The 19,933-nt window shown below is 39.3% G+C and carries 16 protein-coding genes; 10 read left to right on the top strand and 6 right to left on the bottom strand.

Annotated elements, in window-relative coordinates:
- Entirely contained in the window at positions 1-2,280 is a 2,280-nt protein-coding gene (locus tag WSC_RS0100215) for a beta-galactosidase (RefSeq protein WP_016953894.1), read from the bottom strand.
- Positions 2,281-2,489: 209 nt separating this feature from the next.
- Between WSC_RS0100215 and WSC_RS0100220 the strand changes: the two genes are divergently transcribed.
- Complete coding sequence (locus WSC_RS0100220; RefSeq protein WP_016953895.1) at positions 2,490-3,284, top strand: IclR family transcriptional regulator; 795 nt, start codon at positions 2,490-2,492, stop codon at positions 3,282-3,284.
- Positions 3,285-3,359: 75 nt separating this feature from the next.
- Here the strand turns inward: WSC_RS0100220 and WSC_RS0100225 are convergent, their stop codons facing one another.
- The 3 genes from WSC_RS0100225 to fdhD form a co-directional block, all read right to left on the bottom strand.
- Complete coding sequence (locus WSC_RS0100225) at positions 3,360-4,991, bottom strand: MFS transporter (protein WP_016953896.1); 1,632 nt, start codon at positions 4,989-4,991, stop codon at positions 3,360-3,362.
- Between the two features lie 135 nt (positions 4,992-5,126).
- Positions 5,127-7,421, bottom strand: coding sequence for an FdhF/YdeP family oxidoreductase (locus WSC_RS0100230; protein WP_016953897.1), 2,295 nt, complete (start codon positions 7,419-7,421; stop codon positions 5,127-5,129).
- Positions 7,411-8,178 carry a formate dehydrogenase accessory sulfurtransferase FdhD gene (gene fdhD, locus WSC_RS0100235; RefSeq protein ID WP_016953898.1) on the bottom strand — a complete coding sequence of 256 codons (768 nt, stop codon included), beginning with the start codon at positions 8,176-8,178 and terminating at the stop codon, positions 7,411-7,413. Before fdhD ends, WSC_RS0100230 begins: the two co-directional genes overlap by 11 nt.
- A 158-nt stretch (positions 8,179-8,336) precedes the next feature.
- Here fdhD and WSC_RS0100240 point away from each other — a divergent pair, with 158 nt between their 5' ends.
- Complete coding sequence (locus WSC_RS0100240; RefSeq protein ID WP_016953899.1) at positions 8,337-9,215, top strand: LysR family transcriptional regulator; 879 nt, start codon at positions 8,337-8,339, stop codon at positions 9,213-9,215.
- A 68-nt stretch (positions 9,216-9,283) separates the two neighbouring features.
- Positions 9,284-10,126: a 5-dehydro-4-deoxy-D-glucuronate isomerase gene (gene kduI, locus WSC_RS0100245; RefSeq protein ID WP_016953900.1), complete on the top strand. Its 843-nt coding sequence runs from the start codon at positions 9,284-9,286 to the stop codon at positions 10,124-10,126.
- A gap of 160 nt (positions 10,127-10,286) precedes the next feature.
- Here kduI and WSC_RS0100250 read toward each other — a convergent pair whose 3' ends face one another.
- Positions 10,287-11,267, bottom strand: a complete 981-nt coding sequence (locus WSC_RS0100250; protein ID WP_016953901.1) for a GGDEF domain-containing protein — start codon at positions 11,265-11,267, stop codon at positions 10,287-10,289.
- Positions 11,268-11,398: 131 nt separating this feature from the next.
- Here WSC_RS0100250 and WSC_RS0100255 point away from each other — a divergent pair, with 131 nt between their 5' ends.
- The 3 genes from WSC_RS0100255 to acuI all read left to right on the top strand — a co-directional run bounded on the left by WSC_RS0100255 (position 11,399) and on the right by acuI (position 14,664).
- Complete coding sequence (locus WSC_RS0100255) at positions 11,399-11,890, top strand: hypothetical protein (protein ID WP_016953902.1); 492 nt, start codon at positions 11,399-11,401, stop codon at positions 11,888-11,890.
- Between the two features lie 127 nt (positions 11,891-12,017).
- The gene (locus WSC_RS0100260) at positions 12,018-13,640 is read left to right on the top strand and encodes a methyl-accepting chemotaxis protein (protein WP_016953903.1); all 1,623 of its coding nucleotides are present in this window, start codon (positions 12,018-12,020) and stop codon (positions 13,638-13,640) included.
- A gap of 40 nt (positions 13,641-13,680) precedes the next feature.
- Entirely contained in the window at positions 13,681-14,664 is a 984-nt protein-coding gene (gene acuI, locus WSC_RS0100265) for an acrylyl-CoA reductase (NADPH) (protein WP_016953904.1), read from the top strand.
- Here acuI and WSC_RS0100270 read toward each other — a convergent pair.
- Positions 14,661-16,070: an aminotransferase-like domain-containing protein gene (locus WSC_RS0100270; protein ID WP_016953905.1), complete on the bottom strand. Its 1,410-nt coding sequence runs from the start codon at positions 16,068-16,070 to the stop codon at positions 14,661-14,663. The two genes, acuI and WSC_RS0100270, sit on opposite strands and share 4 nt — an antisense overlap.
- A 125-nt stretch (positions 16,071-16,195) precedes the next feature.
- Here WSC_RS0100270 and ccoG point away from each other — a divergent pair, with 125 nt between their 5' ends.
- The 4 genes from ccoG to WSC_RS0100290 all read left to right on the top strand — a co-directional run bounded on the left by ccoG (position 16,196) and on the right by WSC_RS0100290 (position 19,856).
- On the top strand, positions 16,196-17,554 hold the full coding sequence (gene ccoG, locus WSC_RS0100275; protein ID WP_016953906.1) for a cytochrome c oxidase accessory protein CcoG: 1,359 nt from the start codon (positions 16,196-16,198) through the stop codon (positions 17,552-17,554).
- Between the two features lie 125 nt (positions 17,555-17,679).
- A complete protein-coding gene (locus WSC_RS0100280; RefSeq protein ID WP_016953907.1) occupies positions 17,680-18,060 on the top strand; it encodes a GntR family transcriptional regulator in 381 nt (126 codons plus the stop codon).
- Entirely contained in the window at positions 18,053-18,955 is a 903-nt protein-coding gene (locus WSC_RS0100285) for an ABC transporter ATP-binding protein (protein ID WP_016953908.1), read from the top strand. The genes WSC_RS0100280 and WSC_RS0100285 overlap by 8 nt, the downstream gene beginning before the upstream one ends.
- On the top strand, positions 18,948-19,856 hold the full coding sequence (locus WSC_RS0100290) for a hypothetical protein (RefSeq protein WP_016953909.1): 909 nt from the start codon (positions 18,948-18,950) through the stop codon (positions 19,854-19,856). Before WSC_RS0100285 ends, WSC_RS0100290 begins: the two co-directional genes overlap by 8 nt.
- Positions 19,857-19,933: the final 77 nt, after the last annotated feature.

Consider the following 19,933-nt stretch of genomic DNA (forward strand, 5'->3'; position numbering starts at 1 on the left):
TTATTTAAACCGTCGCGTGTAGATTGTTTGATTGACTTCTTTAGCTGCATCTACCAAAGGCTGATATGGAACATCCGCAACATTTACAAAACCGACGTTGTAGTTTTCGCCATCGTAGGCACGGCCTGTCAAAGGAGAGTCTATATATTGAAACCAGTGTGCGCCGACAAAGTAAGGGTTGTCGATTACGCTGTACATGTACTCTTGATATTTTTTGCCGCGGTCGGCTTGGTTGGTTGCATGAATCAGCCCTGGATTAAATAAACCTGAGTCCATTGAACCGTTGTGAAATTCACCAATAATGCTTGGCATGTCTAGCTCGGTTAATATATCCCAATATGGTTGGTCTATACCTTCTCTGTAGTAGTTGTAGCTCATTACATCAACCCATTTTGCTGCGGCTTTTCTAACTTCAGGTGTCATTGCCCAGTGGGCAAACCTTGGCCCCATGTACATATGGTTTGGCATATGTTGCTCAAGTAAATTGGCGACTATGCTGAAGTATTTGTTTGCGTAGTGGTATAAAAGCGCAGAAAAATCTTGCTGCATTGCGTCTGAAATAACATCAACGGTATAAGGCGCTTCAAGTTGTTGCCAAGAAGTAAAATTACTCTGCCAAGCGCTATTTAATTGACTGATGCTGGCATAACGCTGTTTTAGCTCAGTGACAAAACTTTGTTTAATTGGACTTTCTGATGCTTGTTTAGTTAGTGCGTTGATGACTATGCCGTATTGTGCGGTTGGTCCCCATTCTGATCCCCAACTTTTTTCATTGTCGATAAATACGCCTACACACCAAGGGTTATTTTGTACTTCATTCGCGATTTGTTTAACGGTTACTTCTGCTTTTTGTGCAAATACAGGATCAAATACGTCAGGCATTGCGCCCCAATAGTCATTGCCTGAGCTGACTGTTTTAAAGTCGCCAATTATCCAACCATTGGCAAAATAGGGTAGGCGGTTGAGCTGGTAATAGCTTGGGTCTACCCAGTTACCAAAAGAGGTGAATCCCCAGGTATGCATACGTTTAATTGTGGTGTCGCGCCATTTTTCCATCAAAAGCGCTTCGTCATTGGTTTGGTATTTACGCGCTAAATTAGCGCGATAAAAACTATAGGTTTCACCGTGCTCAATTGCACCAGTGTGGACTTCACGCCGGTAGCCAAAACTTGCCGCTTCTTCGCTTTGATAGCTGGGTAACCAAGTAAACATATTTGCGCGGATAGCGGAACTTACGTGGCGAGAGGCAATTGCGCTATCAGGCGCACGGTTTAAGCCAATGGAGTCTTCAGGCGTATAGTCTTGTGGGTCTCTTTGTTTGATGAATTTTTTGTCAAAGTCATAACCTGTGATGGTGGAAGTATTGGCCATGCGGATATTGGCGATGCCATTTGAGAAAAACAAATAGCCTTCAGGATCGACAATAGACCATTTACCTTGATATTTTTCAGTGCGATAAAAACCCGTCGCTTTTAGTTTGGGGCCGTCAGCCCAGCCATTAAATTTTGAGCGAGAAGGCAGTGGGTGGTCGACTAGAGTTTGTTGCTCTTGCTGACTAAAAGCTTGTAGCTCTTCTACAGAATGGACTTTGCGTTCAAATTCTTGTTTGGCGTTTTGGCCAAATTTATCCACTATGCCAGTTAAAAAGTTCTCATCAAATTGTTTAGGCTCAACCAGTTTTATGTTGTCAATTTCTAACGTTTTATTTTCGAGTACACCTGAGACTAAAAATTTTATTTTACTGATAGCGCCAATGTCAGGCTGTTTAACTCCACCGCGCCAAATAGTGTGCACATAATCATGTTGCCAACTTGGTGGGTTATTGCGAATACCTGAGTTAACTTGCAAGCCCAAGCTTTTTAGCTCAATTAAATAGCTGTTGTTACTATTGGCTGGTATTACTACATTACGTAGTTGAAATGCATTGTGTGTATCGTAAGTGTAAATATACACATGGGTTGAAGATGAACTGGGGTTTTTAATATCTAGTGCAATAGCTGCATTTTGATATTGGCTAAAGTCCCAAGGTTTAGCTGGCTGTATGGTAAAAGACGCATCGTGATGGTCTGTCGAGGCGAGCTTAATAACTAAGGATTGCCCATTTGCATTAGATTGCAATTTTGCTTGAGCATTTTCCAACAAAATTAATTTTTTGTCTGTGTCGTTTTCAAAGTCTATCAATAACGAATCCGTGGCTTGTGTTGGTAATGAGTTGCTACAGGCACTGCAGGCTAGGATAAAAATAGTTAATGCTAATGGTTTTATTGAATCTAGCTTCATCAAAACTCCAAAATAAGTGTTGTTAGTTATTAACAGTATTGTTTTGGAAGCGTAAGGTTGACACATATTATTTTAAAAAATTGTAACAAGGTAACTGAAGCTGCTTTCAAGAGCCTTGTTGCTCGTTAAATGTCGGTATGAATTGGCTCTAAGCTTTAAAGCTCCTATGTTAATATAAGCGCCAAATAATATGCTTGAGGGCAACAATTTTGACAGCAGTTGAAAGAAAGACTGGCAGTACCAGCAAAACAAATAAGTATGCAGTACCAGCCTTAGACAAAGGTTTGGATATTTTGGAGTACTTAGTTAGCCAAGAGTTACCAAGATCACAAGCTGAAATAGCCCAAGGTGTTGGGCGTAGTGCTAACGAAATTTACCGAGTATTGGTTGGACTTGAAGCGCGCGGATATTTAGTACGTGACGAATTGTCAGGCCGCTATCAACTGTCGTTAAAGTTGTATAATTTGTCGCGCTCCATTTCGCCAATTGATCAATTGCGTCAAGTCGCTTTGCCACAAATGGAAGACTTAGCTGTGCGTATTGGGCAATCTTGTTATTTGAGCATGCTTTATCAAAGCCAAACTATGGTCATTATCCAAGCACGCAGCCAAGTACCTGTGTCAGTTAACATAGCTGAAGGTTCATTATTTCCAACTATGACAACAACCTCAGGTAAAGTATTGTTGGCCAATAGTAATGATGAAGTACGCGATATGATTTTACAGCGTGAAAAAAGCTTTTCTAAATTGACTAAATCAAACCAAAATATCTTATTTTCAGAATTAAATACCATTCGCGCACACGGTTATTTGTTGGCAGATAACTCAATTACTGACGGTATTTGTGACGTCGCTGTATTAATAGGTGAGCCAGAAGGTAAAGTGGTTGCTGCGTTGGCGGTATCAGTATTAAAAAATAAAACTGACCAAACAAGCAGTATGCTTGATATTAAAAATGAATTGGTAATCACGGCAGATAAAATCGCTAAGCAACTTGGCTACTAATTTACCAAGCTAAAGAGGTGTGTAGCCGCCTTTATTGCGGCAAACAAACTAATTTAAAAGGCAGCTACACGAAAACTAATTAAACGAATTAGCTTGTTTAATACTTGAATGTTTTGCTGGTGAGTCGTCGTTTTCTATTGAAATTAAATCTTCAATTTCTTCAATTGTTTTTCCTTTGGTTTCTGGGGTTATTTTCGCCATAATCGCTAAACCGACTATACAAAAGCCCGCATACGCAAAAAAGGTTAAACTCGCACCCAAATTCTCAATTTGCCAAGGAAAGAAAGTCGGAACAATAATGCCGCCAAATATGGTCGCAACTAAGGCACTAGAGGTAATCGCCACTGCACGCACTTTAGTTGGGAATATCTCGGAAAACAAAATCCACAAAATAGGCCCAAGTGAAAAGTTATATGCACATACAAAGGTGATGATCCCTAATAAAACTAGCTCGCCTGGCATATCCGTAGTGAGTAACAACAAATCTGTTTCTAACAATGAGAATTGGCTTTGTCCGATTAAGTTAATTACCGCTGCTTTAAATTCGATATCGCTATAAAAAGCTTGATCAAGCATAGGTTGCAAGAGCTGGCTGTTAAATTGAGGATGCGTTAAAGCTAACTGTTCAATTGTACTGCTTTCAATAAGGTACACTGCGTTGAAAAAGCCATAAGCGACTAAACTTAAACTAACAACACAAGTAAACAAACCACCTAGTAGTATCTTGCGACGACCTAACTTATCAATTAATACCAGGGCTAACACGGTAAACACAGTACCAATTAAGCTCACCCAAATTGATTGTAAAAATGCCGAGTCACCACCACCAACTTGTTGGAATATCATAGGCATAAACGCCAAAATCGCATTCATACCAGATAAAGATTGAATAATGGCCATAAATACACCTATTAATAAAGCTAGGCGCATACTTTTGCTAAACAAGCATTTTATCTGCTCTATGTAACTCAGGCTGTGCTCTGTAGTATTTAAATGTTGTTTGATTTGTTGATATTCAGCGTCTACTTCGGCTGCTGGAACTAGTTTTTTAATAACATCAAGCGATTGTTGTTTTTTGTTGTTCAGCATTAACCAGCGAGGGCTTTCTGGAATAATGGTTAATAAAGCTAACCAAATTAACGCAGGTAAAATTTCCAAGCCCAACATCCAGCGCCATACGTTACCTTCATTCAAACCAATAGAGCTTGCCCATTCGCTTTGCGTGCCAACAGTTTGCACTAGGTAATAATTTAAAATAGTGGCTGCAAGAATACCAAATACTATATTGAGCTGATTTAAACCAACTAGTTTGCCACGCATTTTAGCTGGGGCGATTTCACCTATGTACATTGAAGCTAAGCTGAGCGAGGTAAATGCGAGTCCACCGATTAAGCGGGCGAAAAACAACCAAAAATAACTTGGCGCAAATGCTGAGCCTATCGCTGAAACTACGTACAAACCCGCTATTATCATTAAGGTTTTTTTGCGGCCGAAGCGTTCACAAAAATAACCAGCAACTAATAATGCCAATAAAGCACCATAATTTGGCGCTGCAGCAATGTTGCCTTTTTCAATTGCGGATAAACCAAACTCAACCGTCGTATATTGAAAGGTGCCAGAAATTAGCATGATATCTAGGCCAAAAATAAAACCGCCTATTGAAACAATAAAAGCGTAAAACAAAGCGTTTCTTTCAGGTTGTGACATTCTTAACATTCTCTTAAATGACTCTTTGCAATATAAACCAAACTGTATAACAAGGCCAAAGTATCATAGATATGTTTTTTTTGGAATCTTTTTAATGTTTATTGTATACAATGTTTTGTTTGGGAAATTGTTTATTTATATTTGTTTAACCCTTAATCTCTTCTGAGATGTTACTCTAATCGTTACAGGAATAGATTTACTCGTTGGAGTAAACGAAGCCCTGCCAACACTGTCAATTGCCAATAATGGGTTGGTTTCTGGGTAATAAGCCGCTAGGTTTCCACGCGGGATATCGTAATAAACCAGTTTAAACGCTTTAATTTCTCTGCTGATCCCTTGATCACACACAGAGCTGATATCTACGTGCTCGCCTTCGGCTAAATTAAGTTGTTTTGCATCGTCTTTATTTATCAATAACACATTACGTTCACCACTAATGCCTCTATATCTGTCATTTAACGCGTAAATGGTTGTATTGTATTGGTCGTGTGAACGCATACTTTGCAGTACAAAAGTAATGTTTTTAGCATCACCCATTGTTTGCTGCATATTTGAATAACAGTCGGCCAATACACTGTTAGGTAACTTGGCCGCATTAAAATTAGCCAGTTTGCTCGCAGTATTCCATCTAAGCTCTGCTGCAGAGTTAGTTAAATGAAAACCTGCTGGTTGTTCAATTTTTTGATTAAATTGTTCAAAACCAGCAATAGTTTGGGCAATAAGTTGTCTAATTTTTCTGTAGTCATCTTTTAGTTCGAGCCAGTTAAATTTATCTGGGCAAGTCGCATGTGCAATGTGCGCAACTATCGCGGTTTCCGACATACAGTGCGGCGAAACTGGCTCTGTCATACCTTGTGAGGCATGCACCATACTGAAGGTATCTTCTACCGTTATCTTTTGTAAGCCGCTTTGTTGTTGGTCTTTTTCCGTTCTGCCTAAACATGGCAATATCAATGCATCTTCACCGACTAATAAATGGCTTCGATTAAGTTTGGTGCTGATTTGTACATTCAACTGCGCATTTTTAATTGCTTGATGGGTAAATTGACTATCAGAAGCCGCTTGGGCTAAGTTGCCACCCAAACAGATTAATACTTTACTTTGTTTTTGCTGAAGGGCATTTAGAGCATGATAAACATTATGCCCAGCTGCGTAGGGGAGTTGCACCTTGAGTGTTTGCTCTAAAGCTTGGATAAAAGCTGCAGTCGGTTTTTCGTTAATGCCCATAGTGCGGTTGCCTTGCACATTGCTATGGCCACGAACCGGGCATAAACCCGCGCCTTTTTTACCAATTTGTCCAGTTAACAAATGTAAATTAACCACTTCTCGAATGGTATCAACTGAATGGGTATGTTGGGTTAAACCCATAGCCCAACAACTAATAACCTTGTCACTTTCAATAAATACCTTGGCTGCTTGGGTAAGTTCATTTTGAGTTAAACCCGACTGTTGTTCTATGTGTTGCCATGAGGTGGTGTTAACAATAGCTAAGTAATCATCCAAACCTTTAGTATGTTGCTGTACAAAGGTTTGATTGATTTTACTCGGGTAACTTTCAACTAGGGTTTTTACCATACCCCGAATAGCAGCCATATCCCCACCTAATTTAGGTGACAGATATAAATGACTTATTTGTGTTGCAGCAGGGGTTAATAACTCTGTTGGGTCTTGAGGGCTGGCAAACTTTTTTAATGCAACTTCTTTTAAGTTATTAAAAGTGACGATATTGCAGCCTTGTTTTGATGCTTTACGCAGTGCATTCATCATTCTTGGATGATTTGTTCCTGGGTTTTGCCCAAAAACAAAAATGGCATTGGCATGGTCAAAATCGTCTAACACTACAGTGCCTTTACCTATGCCAACTGATTGGGTTAGGGCAACACCGCTGGCTTCATGGCACATATTCGAACAATCTGGGAAATTATTGGTGCCGAATAAACGCCCGAATAATTGATATAAATAAGCCGCTTCGTTGCTCGCTCGTCCTGAGGTATAAAGTTCAAGCTGGTTTGGATCGGTTAAACTATTGAGTTTATCGCCAATTAGTTTAAATGCATCTTGCCAGCTAATGCTTTGGTAATGATCATTTTTTGCATTATAGCGCATCGGCTCAGCTAGCCTGCCTTGGTATTCAAGCCAATAATCAGATTGTTTTAACAGTTGCGACACACTATGGGTTTTAAAAAATTCAGCATCCACTAACTTGTCGGTTGATTCCCAAGCAATCGCTTTGGCGCCATTTTCACAAAATTGGAAAGTACCATGCTGGTTATCACCCCAAGCACAGCCAGGGCAATCAAAACCATCGGTTTGATTAACACGTAATAAGTTTTTTATATTTTCACGTGTGCGATGGCTTTGCAGCAAATGTTTAATGGTTGACTGAACCGATGGCAAACCACCTGCTTTTTTCGGTAATTTAGAGGTCATTTGTTATTATTCTCTCGCTGATGGACGGCTGTTTTGCTGGGTAATAAATTAAGTCATCACGTTTGGGAATATGAATTAAATTCAATTTGTATTGTTCGGCCAAACGAATGGCAAGTGTGCTAGGGGATGCCAAACTAATTAATGTTGGTACAGCTATTTTTACTGCTTTTTGAATAAGCTCAGCACTGCAACGGCTGGTGACCAATAACGCATGTTGAGTCAGCTCTTTATTGGTACATTTTTGTTTTTTAATCACGCCAATTATTTTATCCAGCGCATTGTGACGGCCAATATCTTCACGACAAGCAAGTACTTGGTTGTCTTGGTCCAACCAAAAAGCGGCATGCAATGCACCCGACGCTTGCGCTTTTAACTGATGTCGTTTTAAAGCTTGTTTAAATTGTTGGGGTTGGGCAATTGTATAGGGTGTGCTGCTAGCAAGTTCGGCTATATCCGGAAAGGCATATTCCAACGCTTGGCTACCACAAATACCACACCCAGACGTACCTTTTAATGAACGTTGTTTTACCGCTAGCGTATGCATGCATCTATTCGATAACTTTATATTGATATTAAGCCCAAGCGGGTGGGGGTCAAATTCGATATCGTGCACATTATGGGCGTGGTCAATTAAGCTTTCACTAAATAAAAAACCGACAACAAAATCTTCAATGTTGTCCGGCGTTATCATCATAACGGCGTAATTAACTTGATTGATGCTGATAGCTGCTGCAATTTCTTCAACTACTTTTGGCATATGCGCGTGCTTTAAATCGCTAAAAAATTAATCCTGTGGTTATGCTAATAGATCATAGCTTGTGCTGCCAATCAAACAAATTTATCTGTTAATAGATAAATTCTATCAAAAATGTTAGTTTTGATTTCATTCTGACGTTAGTTAATCCAGATGACTAAATGAATATTAAACATCTTGAATACTTTTGCACATTAGCGAAAACACGCCATTTTGCGAAAGCAGCACAAATTTGCCATGTCACTCAGCCCACATTATCAGCCGGTATTGCAAAATTAGAGCAGGAATTAGATGCAGAGTTGGTTGTGCGTGGTCGCCAATTTATTGCGTTAACTGAACAAGGCCAATTGGTATTGCAGTATGCAGAGAATATTTTGTTGGAGCAGCAAAATATTAAACAAGAAATTAGTTTGTTGCAGTCTGGTTTAACAGGTCATTTAAAGTTGGGGATAGTGCCGCAATCGAATGTTGATATTATGCCGATTATCGCCAAGTTTAACCAAAGTTTTCCAGATGTTGCTGTGCAGCTGTCTGTAATGACCAATCAGCAAATAGTGAGTGCTTTGCTCGGTCATCAAATCGATATTGGCTTAGGTTTCTATGATGCTGAGATGGCTAGGTTAGAAGCTCAATTTAATATTATTCATCAAGGCAGCAATCAGCTCGCAGTGTTGCTGGCCGCGAATAAAACTGAGCAATTTTCGAATTTTAAACAGCTTGCGTTGGCTGACGTGGCGCAGCTGAAATTATGTTTGCTCAATAAAAGCATGCAATTTAGACAAAATATTGATGGGCTGTTTAATAACGCTGAACTTGAAATGCAATTGGGGTTTGAAACGGATTCGCTATTTCATCTAATTAATGCGGTTAAACATAAATTAGGCAGCGCTATTGTAACTTTAGAAACAGCTAAAATGGCCGAAAAATTATTCGGCATATCGTATTTAAAGTTACACGGCAGCCAAACACCAGAAACAGTATTTTTAAGCCGAAAACATCACCTGACTGTGGTAGCAAAAGCATTTATCAACTCAATTTAGTTATTTCGTTTTGCTAACTTGTAAGATAACAGATATGATACTTGTTTTGTGAGTTACGCGAGATAGCTATGACAGTAGAATACACAACCCAATATGCGATTGGACCAAATGAAGCCCGCCAATTTGATACCAAACAGCTTAGAAGCTCGTTTTTGGTCGAAGATCTTTTCCAGCAAGATAAAATCCAATTCGTTTATACGCATTATGATCGCCATATGGTAGGCAGTGCTGTGCCTGTTGAACAAACTTTGGAGCTCACGTCAATTGACCCACTTAAAAGCGACTGGTTTTTATCACGTCGTGAGCTTGGCATTATCAATGTGGGTGGTGAAGGTTCAGTTACGGTTGATGGCCAAGTGTATCAATTGGCAAATAAAGAAGCTTTATATGTAGGGGCGGGTGATAAAAAAGTACTATTCAGTAGTGCTGATGGACAAAACCCTGCAAAATTTTATTTAAATTCGGCAACTGCGCATCACGCTTACCCAGATAAAAAAGTAACCCGCAAAGAAGCCAATGTTTTGCAGATGGGTAGTGCCGAAACGTCAAATGAGCGAGAAATTAATCAAATGCTGATTAATGGTGTAGTGCAAACTTGCCAATTGCAAATGGGTATAACCGTTTTAAAAACAGGTAGTGTGTGGAATACAATGCCAGCTCACCAACACGACCGAAGAATGGAAGCCTATTTGTACATTGATTTACCGCAAGATCAAGCGGTAGCGCATTTTATGGGTGAACCAAAAGAAACTCGTGTTTTATGGGTTAAAAACAACCAAGTTGTCGTGTCGCCACCTTGGTCTATCCACAGTGGTGCTGGCACTTCAAACTATGCTTTCGTTTGGGGAATGTCAGGCGAAAACCTAGATTATGCTGATATGGATAAATACTCAGCGACAGAATTAACCTAGTTGTAATGCTAAAAGTTCATAATCGACACAGCTTGGATTGGCACGTTAATAGTTATTGTCGCTGTCGTATTGACCCAAGTCTCTGGTGTGCTTGATTCACGAGAACAAGCGCGAGTGGTGTTATAAAGATTGAAGAGAAGCAGATTTTTCTGCTTCTGCTTTAGCGCTTTTGTATATACATGCGCTGGTCAGCTTGCTCAATGAGATCTTGGATGCTTGTCCCATCAAAAGGGAAAATAGACCAGCCAGCAGAAAAACTGAGTTGGTATTGAATATCGCCAATTTTAACATCGGTACAATGCATTTTTATATCATCAATCACTTTCTTAATAGACGACTCGTCACGAATATTCGGTAGTACAATGACAAATTCGTCTCCGCCATATCTTGCTTTAATATCTGAACGTCTGAGTGTTTTATTTAAACTATTTGCGAAAAATTTTAAAACTTCATCACCAAACGCATGGCCATAGGTATCATTGGCAGGCTTGAAATTATTGAGGTCGATAAAAATAACCGCTGCGTTTTGCTCATTACGTTGTGCAAGCTCTAAAATTGCTTCGGCATTTATGTTTAATGCTCTTTTATTGTCTAAGCCTGTCAGCGGGTCCTGCATCGAAATTACTTTATGATTTATTCTGTCGAGCGCCATGGCCAGCGCATTTGAAATAACATTAAAGTAGGTTATTTCCTCTTGAGTAAGGGGTTTTACACCTTCATCAAAAAATGAGCCTGTGCCGAAAACCCCTAAACTTTTATCCCGTACATAGAGCTGGCAGTTGATAATGGTTCTATTACCCCAAGTTTTAATAATCTCTTTGTTTGTTGTGTCATCAATACGTGCATCTTCAATGTATACAGGACTTTTGCTTTGAAAGATCTTTTCTAGCATTTTATCTTGCTTAATATCAATAACCGGATAATCTGCCGAAATAGCTTGTTGACGTTTGCCTTTAACAGAAATTAGTTTGATTTGGGTAGATTGATTGTCTGCAAATTCGTAAAGCCAGATGAGGTTAAAACCAAATAAAGTTGTAATCTCAGCTTTTAGTAGATTTAACATTAAATCGATACTATTGATTTGATACAGAGCTTGGGTTAAACGATTAATCGAATCAATTAGTTCTGAAGACGTTCTCATTGCGTATTCCTTGCTAGCGAGCGCTGGTAATCCTGTTCAATCAAATTCAAGCATAATTTTTTATACACGGCAAGGTTTAGTAGCGATAAACTTTGTTAAATGACACACTTATATAAAAGGACTATTACTAGATGAAAATTCAAGTTTTAACTATGTTTGCACTCATAGTGCTAACAGGGTGTAACAGCATGAATGATATTGAAGTTGCTCAACAGCCTTCGATAACTGATTATCAGCTTGGTGAAAAATGGATTTGGAAATATAAAGGCGTCACTTCCGATGGAACAGTTCGTGCGCAAGGTAAAGATATCAAACAAATCATTGAACAAAATGGCCAATTAGCCATGTTAACCGCCAATGGGCCTGTAGCGCTTGAGCAAATCATCAAACCTGTCGACAACAAAAATGCTAGGTACAATTGGCCTTTGCAAGTGGGTAAAAAGTGGCAACTTGCTGAAAATTGGACCAGCGAAGATGGCACCACTAGCAATTCGCGCGGCTACAAAGTGCAATCGGAAGATGTACACTGGTATGCACCCAAATTAAAAACCTTTATTAAATTAACCCAAACTCAAGGTGATTATTTATACGTAGAAGAATTAGTTGAATACTCCGAGCACTAAAGTGTTGATATTGAAAATATAAATTTTGTCATTTTTGCTTGATACTAACTATAGTTATCTAGGGTCTGCGAAGGGGATTTAAGCTTGTTTCCCTCTGTACAACACTTTAATTAACGGAACGTTTCTGATGAACCATCTAACGATAAAACAAAAATTTGCTGTACTCATCTCAGTTGTCACCCTGATTTATTTTTTTGCTATGTTGTCGTTAAAATTATCAAACAATGCAATTGCTGATAATTTTAACGATTTTTATCAGCACAACTATACATCTTCACGTTATTTAGACGAAATTCAGCAAGAGCAAACCGCAATTTTATCCAACATTAGAGCTTTGCAAATTGGTTATCTAATTAATATTCCGCAACAAATCAGTAATACCAACCCGCTCATTTTGGCGTCGTACAAAAATACCGACAGCTTATTGGATAAATTTAAGCAGCATTACAACGGTGATGATGGGCTTTATAGGCAGTATGAAAAACACATAAAAGACTTCCATCAAAAAGCCAAAAAATTTGTAAATGAAATGAATAGCAGTGCAGACAATGTTGCATCAAGGAAAACCTATGTTGATTTTGTTGAAGCCAACCAAACTTTACTTGAATTTCAAACCAAGTTTGTCGCACAAGGTGAACAAAGTGCTGAAGCAAACAAAAATTACACTGAAGAAACCATCAAGCACTCAAATATTATTTTTTATATCTCTTTGGTAGTCGCAACTGTGTTATCTGTTGGTTTTATTTTACTGATATCTAATGGGTTAATTGACAATATAACAAGAGTTGGCCGTTCTGCTCACGCGATGGCGCAAGGTGATTTAACAATTAAAGCTCAAATTAAAGGGTCGGATGAAATTGCGATTTTAGGCAATGAAATTAACACAAGTATTTCTACTATAGCTGCTGTGATCTCAGAAGTGGTTAACTCGTCAAAAGTGGTTACCAGCAACAGTAAGAATGTATTAGCCTCTACTCAGCAGATGGAATCCATTACTAGTGATGTAACAGAAAATACCATGCAAGTTGTTACCGCAATTGAAGAGATGGCTGTGACCAGCAAAGACATTGCACAAAATACGACCGAGACAGCGCACGCCGCGGAAAATATGGCAAACCTAGCTGATGAAGGCATTAAAGAATCGGACGCTGCAATCTTGAGAGTAAACGAACTTGTTGGTAGCTTAGAAAACTCTGCTTCTGCGGTACAGCGCTTACAAGTAGAAACAAAAAATATTGAAGGCATTTTAAATGTTATTCGCGGTATATCTGAACAAACCAACCTGTTAGCTCTAAACGCAGCAATAGAAGCTGCACGCGCGGGTGAACAAGGTCGAGGTTTTGCGGTTGTTGCCGATGAAGTTAGAACGCTCGCTCAACGTTCGTCTGAATCAGTTAATGAAATTGAAAAACTGATTAATCAAATCGCTCAGGTAGGTGAAGAGTCATCTGGAAAAATGCAACAAAGTCAGCAATTAGTCACAAAAACTAAAGAACAAATTGCCTCAAGTTTTGACAAAATCCGTGTGATTTTAGCGCATATCGACGATATAAACGCTAAAGCGCAACAAATTGCCACGGCAGCAGAAGAACAAAGTTTAGTCGCAGGTCAAATCAGTGAGAACACCCATGCCGTGCAAGAGTTGACCGATAAATCAGCTGAATTAGCCGGTAAAACACGAGGTTTCAGTGACGAAATGGATAAAGTAAGCCGTGCGTCTATCGATAAATTGTCATTTTTTAAGGTTTAGTAATTAGATTTAATATTTTGCCCTACATTATAGGAGACTTATGTTTAACGGCATATTAATTGAAAAAAATGAGCAAACTTACCACGCAAATTTAACCGAGCTAGACGAGAGTGTTTTGGCAGATGGCGACACATTAGTGAAGGTGTTATATAGCACGCTAAATTATAAAGACGCATTGGCGATAACTGGCAAAGCACCTGTGGTTAGGAACTTCCCACTTGTGCCGGGGATAGATTTGGTTGGTGTGGTTGAAAGTTGCACTTCTGGCAAATTTTACCCTGGTGATGTCGTTTTGCTCAATGGTTTTGGGGTAGGCGAGCAATACTCAGGTGGCCTTGCAGAAAAAGCTAAACTTAAAAGTGACTGGTTAATTGCATTGCCTAAAGGTTTAACAGCTAAACAAGCTATGGCCATTGGAACAGCAGGTTATACGGCAATGTTGTGTGTCATGGCGCTGGAAAAACACGGTATTAAACCTGGTTCTGGCGAAATACTGGTGACGGGTGCAAATGGTGGAGTTGGCAGTTATGCCATAGCTATTTTAGCTAAACTTGGTTATACCCTAGTTGCTTCCACCGGCAGAGTTTCAGAATCGACTTATCTTAAAAACCTCGGTGCGAGCGAGATTATTGATCGCGCCCAATTATCTGAACCAGGCAGACCATTAGCCAAAGAACGTTGGGCAGCTGTAATAGATTCCGTAGGCAGTCATACTTTGGTTAATGCGTGTGCGAGCACAAAATATGCTGGTTTAGTTGTTGCTTGTGGTTTAGCTCAAGGTATGGATTTACCCGGTACAGTTGCACCATTTATTTTACGTGGTGTTACTTTAGCTGGGATAGACAGCGTAATGCGCCCAATAGCTGATAGGGTAGAAGCGTGGGGCAGACTCGCCAATATTTTACAACCCGAGGTTATTGACAACATAGCTAAAGAAATTACTTTGGCGCAAGTGATAGACACAGCGAATGATCTCATTGCGGGTAAAGTGCAAGGCCGTGTTGTGGTTAAGGTATCAGCCTAACCTTTGGTTTTAAGAATAATTCCGCCTAATTGTTTTAAAGCTTGCAGCCTGTCGGCGGTTAATTCATGGGCAAAACTCAGTCGAATAAACTGATTAAATTGAGCATTGCTAGTAAACAAAGCGCCTGGCGTTAAAATTATGTCATGCGCTTTAGCCTGATTGTATAAGGTTAAACTGTCTGCCGTGTTGTGCAATTCAACCCACAAACACAAACCACCTTCTGGTGTTGTATATTTAAAACTAAAATTCCAGTTGTCATTTAATGCCGTGATTAATTGGTTTCTATGTTTGAGCAACTGTTGTTTGTACTGCAGCAGGTGTTTGCGGTAAAAACCTTCACGCATAAAGCTAGATAATCCTTGTTGAATCGACTCACTGTTGGACAGCTGAGTGAGCATTTTTAGGTGGATTATTTTGCTGAGCGATTTGCCTGAAACAATCCAGCCAATTCTTAAATCTCGCGATAGTGACTTAGACAACGAGCTGCATAAAATAACATTGTTGTGTTTGTCGTAAGCTTTTAAAGGCAAAGCGATATGGTGAAAAGCCAAATCACCATAGATATCATCTTCAATAATGGTAAATCGCGCTTGATTGGCTAATTCACACAACTGGGATTTGTGTGTTTCTGGCATAACTGAACCAGTAGGGGTGTTAAAATTGGCGGTGACAACCAGTGCTTTTAATGGCCATTTTTGCGCAATTGCTTCAAGCTTTTCTAATAAAATCCCTTGAGTCGCTGATGACGGAATTTCGATGACCTTAAGCTCTAATTGCTGCAATATTTGTAATACGCCATAAAATGCAGGGCTTTCAATTGCAACTGTGTCGCCAGCTTTAGTACAAGCGTTTAACGCTAAGTACAAAGCATTTTGACAGCCGGCAGTAATACAAATTTGTTCCGGCTCTATATATAAATTACGGCTTAAATAGTGTTGGCTAATTTGCTGGCGGAGTGACAAATTACCTTGTGGCGGCGAATAATATAAAGTGTTACTGCTGCTATGTTGGCGCATCGCTCGATTTATATGGCGGTTGAGCGTTTGTATGTGAGTGGCGCTAGCTTGTGATTTGGCGCTTGGGTAAATATCAAACGCTGCGCTTTTTTGCATAATTTGCTGAAAAATATCCGGCACTTCAATTTTTTTTGGTTTGCTAACTTTTTGCGTATGTTGCGGTTGATTGGGCTGGTTTTGTTTTGCAACATAATATCCTGAACGAGGTTTGGCGATCAGCAAACCCGCGGCTTCGAGTTTTTGCAATGCAGTTTGAATAGAAACTTTAGAGCTATTATATGATTGGCTCAAAGTTCGAATTGAAGGCAGTTTATGTCCTTGTGGCCACAGTTGTTGATCAATATTTTTGCGAAACTGTTCAGCTAAAGTTTCATATAAAAACTGACTCATTTTGGCTACCTCTCGCATATATCTGCAATATTTTATCTGTCTCTATTATTTTTTATTTTTCTGTCTATATCAATGTCAGTTTTGCTCGCTAAACTCATGTTATTGCCACTTCTACAGTCAAATAAATGAGCACACCTAAACCTGAACAAATTATTATGACCACAGGACGTAACAGCGAAAATAAGATTTATTTTCGCGAGCAGTTTGGCCATTTTCAATCAATTCGTCGCAACTTATCTATTGTTCTGCTGGCAATTTTTGTATTATTGCCGTTTGTTCGTTATCAATCGCAAGCTGCGATAAACATTGATGTGGCTGCACAAACCATACGTTTATTTGCGCTCACCCTATACCCGCAAGACTTATTTGTGCTGGTGATTGTTTTTATTTTGGCCGCTTTTGTGCTTTTTTATGTTAGCCGCTTGTATGGCAGAGTTTGGTGTGGTTATACCTGCCCACAAACCATTTGGATGTTGTTATTTAATTGGGTCGAGCGGCGAGTTGAAGGCAATTTTCAGCAGAGTAAAGCGTTAGATAAATCAGGATTAACTTGGCAAAAAATCGCCAAAAAATCAGTTAAACACAGTATTTGGTTGTTGCTAGCTTTGTTAACCGCCAGCACTTTTATGTCGTATTTTGTGCCAGCTGAAGTGCTGTACCCAAACTTATTCAACTTTAATGATTATTTTTTAACGCAAAATTGGCTGTTATTCTTTACCGCTTGTACCTATGTTAATGCTGGATGGATAAAAGAGAAAATGTGTTTGCATATGTGCCCGTATGCACGTTTTCAGTCGGCTTTAGTTGATAATACAAGCAAATTGGTTAGTTACAATCAGGCGCGGGGTGAGAGTAGAGGACAACGCAAACGTAATGCAACCAAACCCAACCATTTGGGTGACTGCGTAGACTGCAAGTTATGCGTGGAAGTTTGCCCAGTTGGCATTGATATTCGCCAAGGGCTGCAGTATTCATGTATTAACTGTGGGTTATGTATTGATGCTTGCGATGCGGTTATGGATAAATTTAATTATGCCAAAGGGCTCATTAGTTATTCGAGTATAACAAAACCTGCGAGTCGCTGGCGTCAACATCTAACCTACGGCTTTGTTACAGCTGTGATGATATTAATCTTAATATTTTGGATGGCTAGCCGCAGCGAGTTTGAAGCTGATATTAGCCGTGATCGCAATGCGCTTTATCGAGTAAATTACTTAGACGAAGTAGAAAATACCTACAAGATAAAATTACTGAATAAATCACAACAGCCTAAACAGTTTGTAATATCACTGCAGGCGAATGATAACTTTGCCCTCAAACATCAAGGCGAAATAACCTTGGCTGGTGGACAATCGGATATTCAAATTCTTGTGGTTAAATCAAATTCGCTAGTTGGCACACAACAAATTGCCTTCCAAATAACTGATGTAAACAAACAAGAAAGTGAAATTATTTATAGCCAGTTTCATAGTCCTGAGCTGTGATCTATACCCTTAAGGTTTAACCTGCCCACTCCCCAAGCTGCATAAAAAATATTCAATACCTCCTTGCTGTTTTAGATATGGTGTTATATTGTTGTATAACACTATATCTAGAAGGACATGTGTAGATGAATAATCACTGGCATGACGATATGCCAATTTATAAACAATTGGTCGAAAAGCTGAAAAAAGCCATTTTGAACAATTCGTATCCTGAAGAAACAGCTTTGCCTTCGGTACGGGCTGTCTCGGCTGAGTTACAAATTAACCATATAACTGTATCTAAGGCTTATCACGAGTTATTAGATGAAGGTTTGATCGAAAAGAGAAGGGGACTAGGTATGTTTGTTAAAACCGGTGCAATTGAAGCATTACATACAGCTGAGAAAAATAAATTTTTGGCGGAAGATTTGCCGCAGTTTTTGCAAAAAATGCAGCAGTTAAACATCAGCCAACAAGATGTAATTGAAAAAATACAACAGCTGAGCAAGGAGCAAGAAAATGGCTAATATTATTCAAGCGCGTAATTTACACAAATGTTATGGCAAAGCTCCAGCCTTAACCGACGTCAATCTAACCATTGAACAGGGAGAAATTGTTGGCGTTGTTGGCACCAACGGTGCGGGTAAAAGTACCTTATTAAAATCTATTTTGGGTTTAACTTCAGCAACTGGTGAACTCACTGTATGCGGATTAAATCCGCGCCAGCAGCAAGCTAAATTAATGGAAAAGGTGAGTTTTATTGCCGACACAGCTACTTTGCCTAAATGGATCTCCCCAGCTCAGTTATTCGAATATACGCAAAAAGTTCACCCAAATTTTGATATTAAACTAGCAGAACAATTTTTGGCTAAAACTAATATTAAGCCTGATATGCGAGTTAAACATATGTCGAAAGGCATGGTTACTCAGCTGCATTTGGCCATAGTAATTGCGATTAATTCTGAGTTGTTGGTATTGGATGAGCCGACGTTGGGCTTGGATGTTATTCGCCGCAAAAGTTTTTATAACAGTTTGTTAGAAGACTATTTTGACGACAACAACACTATAGTGATCACCACCCACCAAATCGAAGAAGTGGAACATATTTTAACTCGTGTAGTGTTTATTGATAACGGCCAAGTATTGTTAGATGTACAAATGCAAGATTTTGCCGAGCAGTTTGTTCAGCTAACCACGCATGCGAGCAATCAGGCGCAAGTTGAATTGTTATCCCCCATTCATTCCAACAAGGTGTTGGAAGGGATGGCATATATTTTTGATTTAAAAAATTCAGATACGACCCTTGAACAAATTCAACAATTTGGCCAAATCAAAACACCTAGCCTAGCCGACATATTTGTCGCGTTAATCGAAGGTAAAACTCAATCAAGCACTACACAACAGGAGGTGACTTATGCTTAGTATTTATTACGCACAATTAAAACGAGAATTTTGGGAACACAAAGGGGTTATTTTATGGTACCCAATTATTCTGTCGGCCATCGCAATTGGTGCTGTGTTAATTGCGCTAATCATGTTTGGTGATGTGCAAAAAACCGTGACAGTGGCAGCAGATGGTACGGTTAATGTGCAATTACATCAAAGTATTGACAATAGCCCTGCGGTTGTTAATAACTCAAACGCTGAAAACATAACCACGAAGCCGAAAGACTTTAAAAAAGTCGCGAGCTTTTTGTTTACTATGATGTGTATGGACTTAGCAATATTTGCGCTGGCAATTATAGGCAACGGATTAGCGGGAGATAGGAAAGACGGCAGTATATTGTTCTGGCGCTCTATTCCGGTCGACGAGCGGGATAACGTACTATCCAAGTTTTTGACTGCGCTTTTGGTATTACCTGCTTTTCATGTGATTATTTCGTTAATTGCGCTGTTTGTTATTTCCGTTATGGTCGCCATCAGTGAAAGCCTGTCTGTGACCTCGGGTATGACAATGACAGCATTTACTTTCCCGTTATTTATCGACTACTTGAGTTTGAGTATTTACACTTTATTCGCTTTGATGTGGTTGTTGCCATTTTTTGCTTGGGTTGGCCTAGTTTCAAGTTATGCCAACAAACTTGGGTTCGTTTGGATATTTGCACCATTTGTGATAATTCCTATGTTGGAAAACCTGTTTTTGCAGTCAAACCAGTTTTGGCCAGCGATTAAAACTTATATAGATTCGGGTATGGATATTAGTGTGGCCATGTTTAACGGTAACTGGCAAGCGATTGATTTATTACCTGGTTTTGCTGGTCTAGTGCTGAGTGCAGTATTAATTACAGCGACCATTTATGTTCGTAAGATAAGAATCGATTAACTGCATACTTGCTGCAAAGAGCTTTAGCCTAGCTAAAGCTCTCCTTTCTAGTTCTAAACTTTGTTTATACCCTCGAC

It is taken from the genome of Catenovulum agarivorans YM01 (assembly GCF_000281085.1).
Taxonomy (GTDB): Bacteria; Pseudomonadota; Gammaproteobacteria; order Enterobacterales; family Alteromonadaceae; genus Catenovulum; species Catenovulum agarivorans.

Coding starts and splice junctions, on each gene's coding strand:
- ccoG (WP_016953906.1), top strand. CDS start 16,196: ATGAGCACACCTAAACCTGAACAAATTATTATGACCACAGGACGTAAC.
- WSC_RS0100225 (WP_016953896.1), bottom strand. CDS start 4,991: ATGTCACAACCTGAAAGAAACGCTTTGTTTTACGCTTTTATTGTTTCA.
- fdhD (WP_016953898.1), bottom strand. CDS start 8,178: ATGCCAAAAGTAGTTGAAGAAATTGCAGCAGCTATCAGCATCAATCAA.
- WSC_RS0100215 (WP_016953894.1), bottom strand. CDS start 2,280: ATGAAGCTAGATTCAATAAAACCATTAGCATTAACTATTTTTATCCTA.
- kduI (WP_016953900.1), top strand. CDS start 9,284: ATGACAGTAGAATACACAACCCAATATGCGATTGGACCAAATGAAGCC.
- WSC_RS0100270 (WP_016953905.1), bottom strand. CDS start 16,070: ATGAGTCAGTTTTTATATGAAACTTTAGCTGAACAGTTTCGCAAAAAT.
- WSC_RS0100255 (WP_016953902.1), top strand. CDS start 11,399: ATGAAAATTCAAGTTTTAACTATGTTTGCACTCATAGTGCTAACAGGG.
- WSC_RS0100280 (WP_016953907.1), top strand. CDS start 17,680: ATGAATAATCACTGGCATGACGATATGCCAATTTATAAACAATTGGTC.
- WSC_RS0100290 (WP_016953909.1), top strand. CDS start 18,948: ATGCTTAGTATTTATTACGCACAATTAAAACGAGAATTTTGGGAACAC.
- acuI (WP_016953904.1), top strand. CDS start 13,681: ATGTTTAACGGCATATTAATTGAAAAAAATGAGCAAACTTACCACGCA.
- WSC_RS0100230 (WP_016953897.1), bottom strand. CDS start 7,421: ATGACCTCTAAATTACCGAAAAAAGCAGGTGGTTTGCCATCGGTTCAG.
- WSC_RS0100240 (WP_016953899.1), top strand. CDS start 8,337: ATGAATATTAAACATCTTGAATACTTTTGCACATTAGCGAAAACACGC.
- WSC_RS0100260 (WP_016953903.1), top strand. CDS start 12,018: ATGAACCATCTAACGATAAAACAAAAATTTGCTGTACTCATCTCAGTT.
- WSC_RS0100250 (WP_016953901.1), bottom strand. CDS start 11,267: ATGAGAACGTCTTCAGAACTAATTGATTCGATTAATCGTTTAACCCAA.
- WSC_RS0100285 (WP_016953908.1), top strand. CDS start 18,053: ATGGCTAATATTATTCAAGCGCGTAATTTACACAAATGTTATGGCAAA.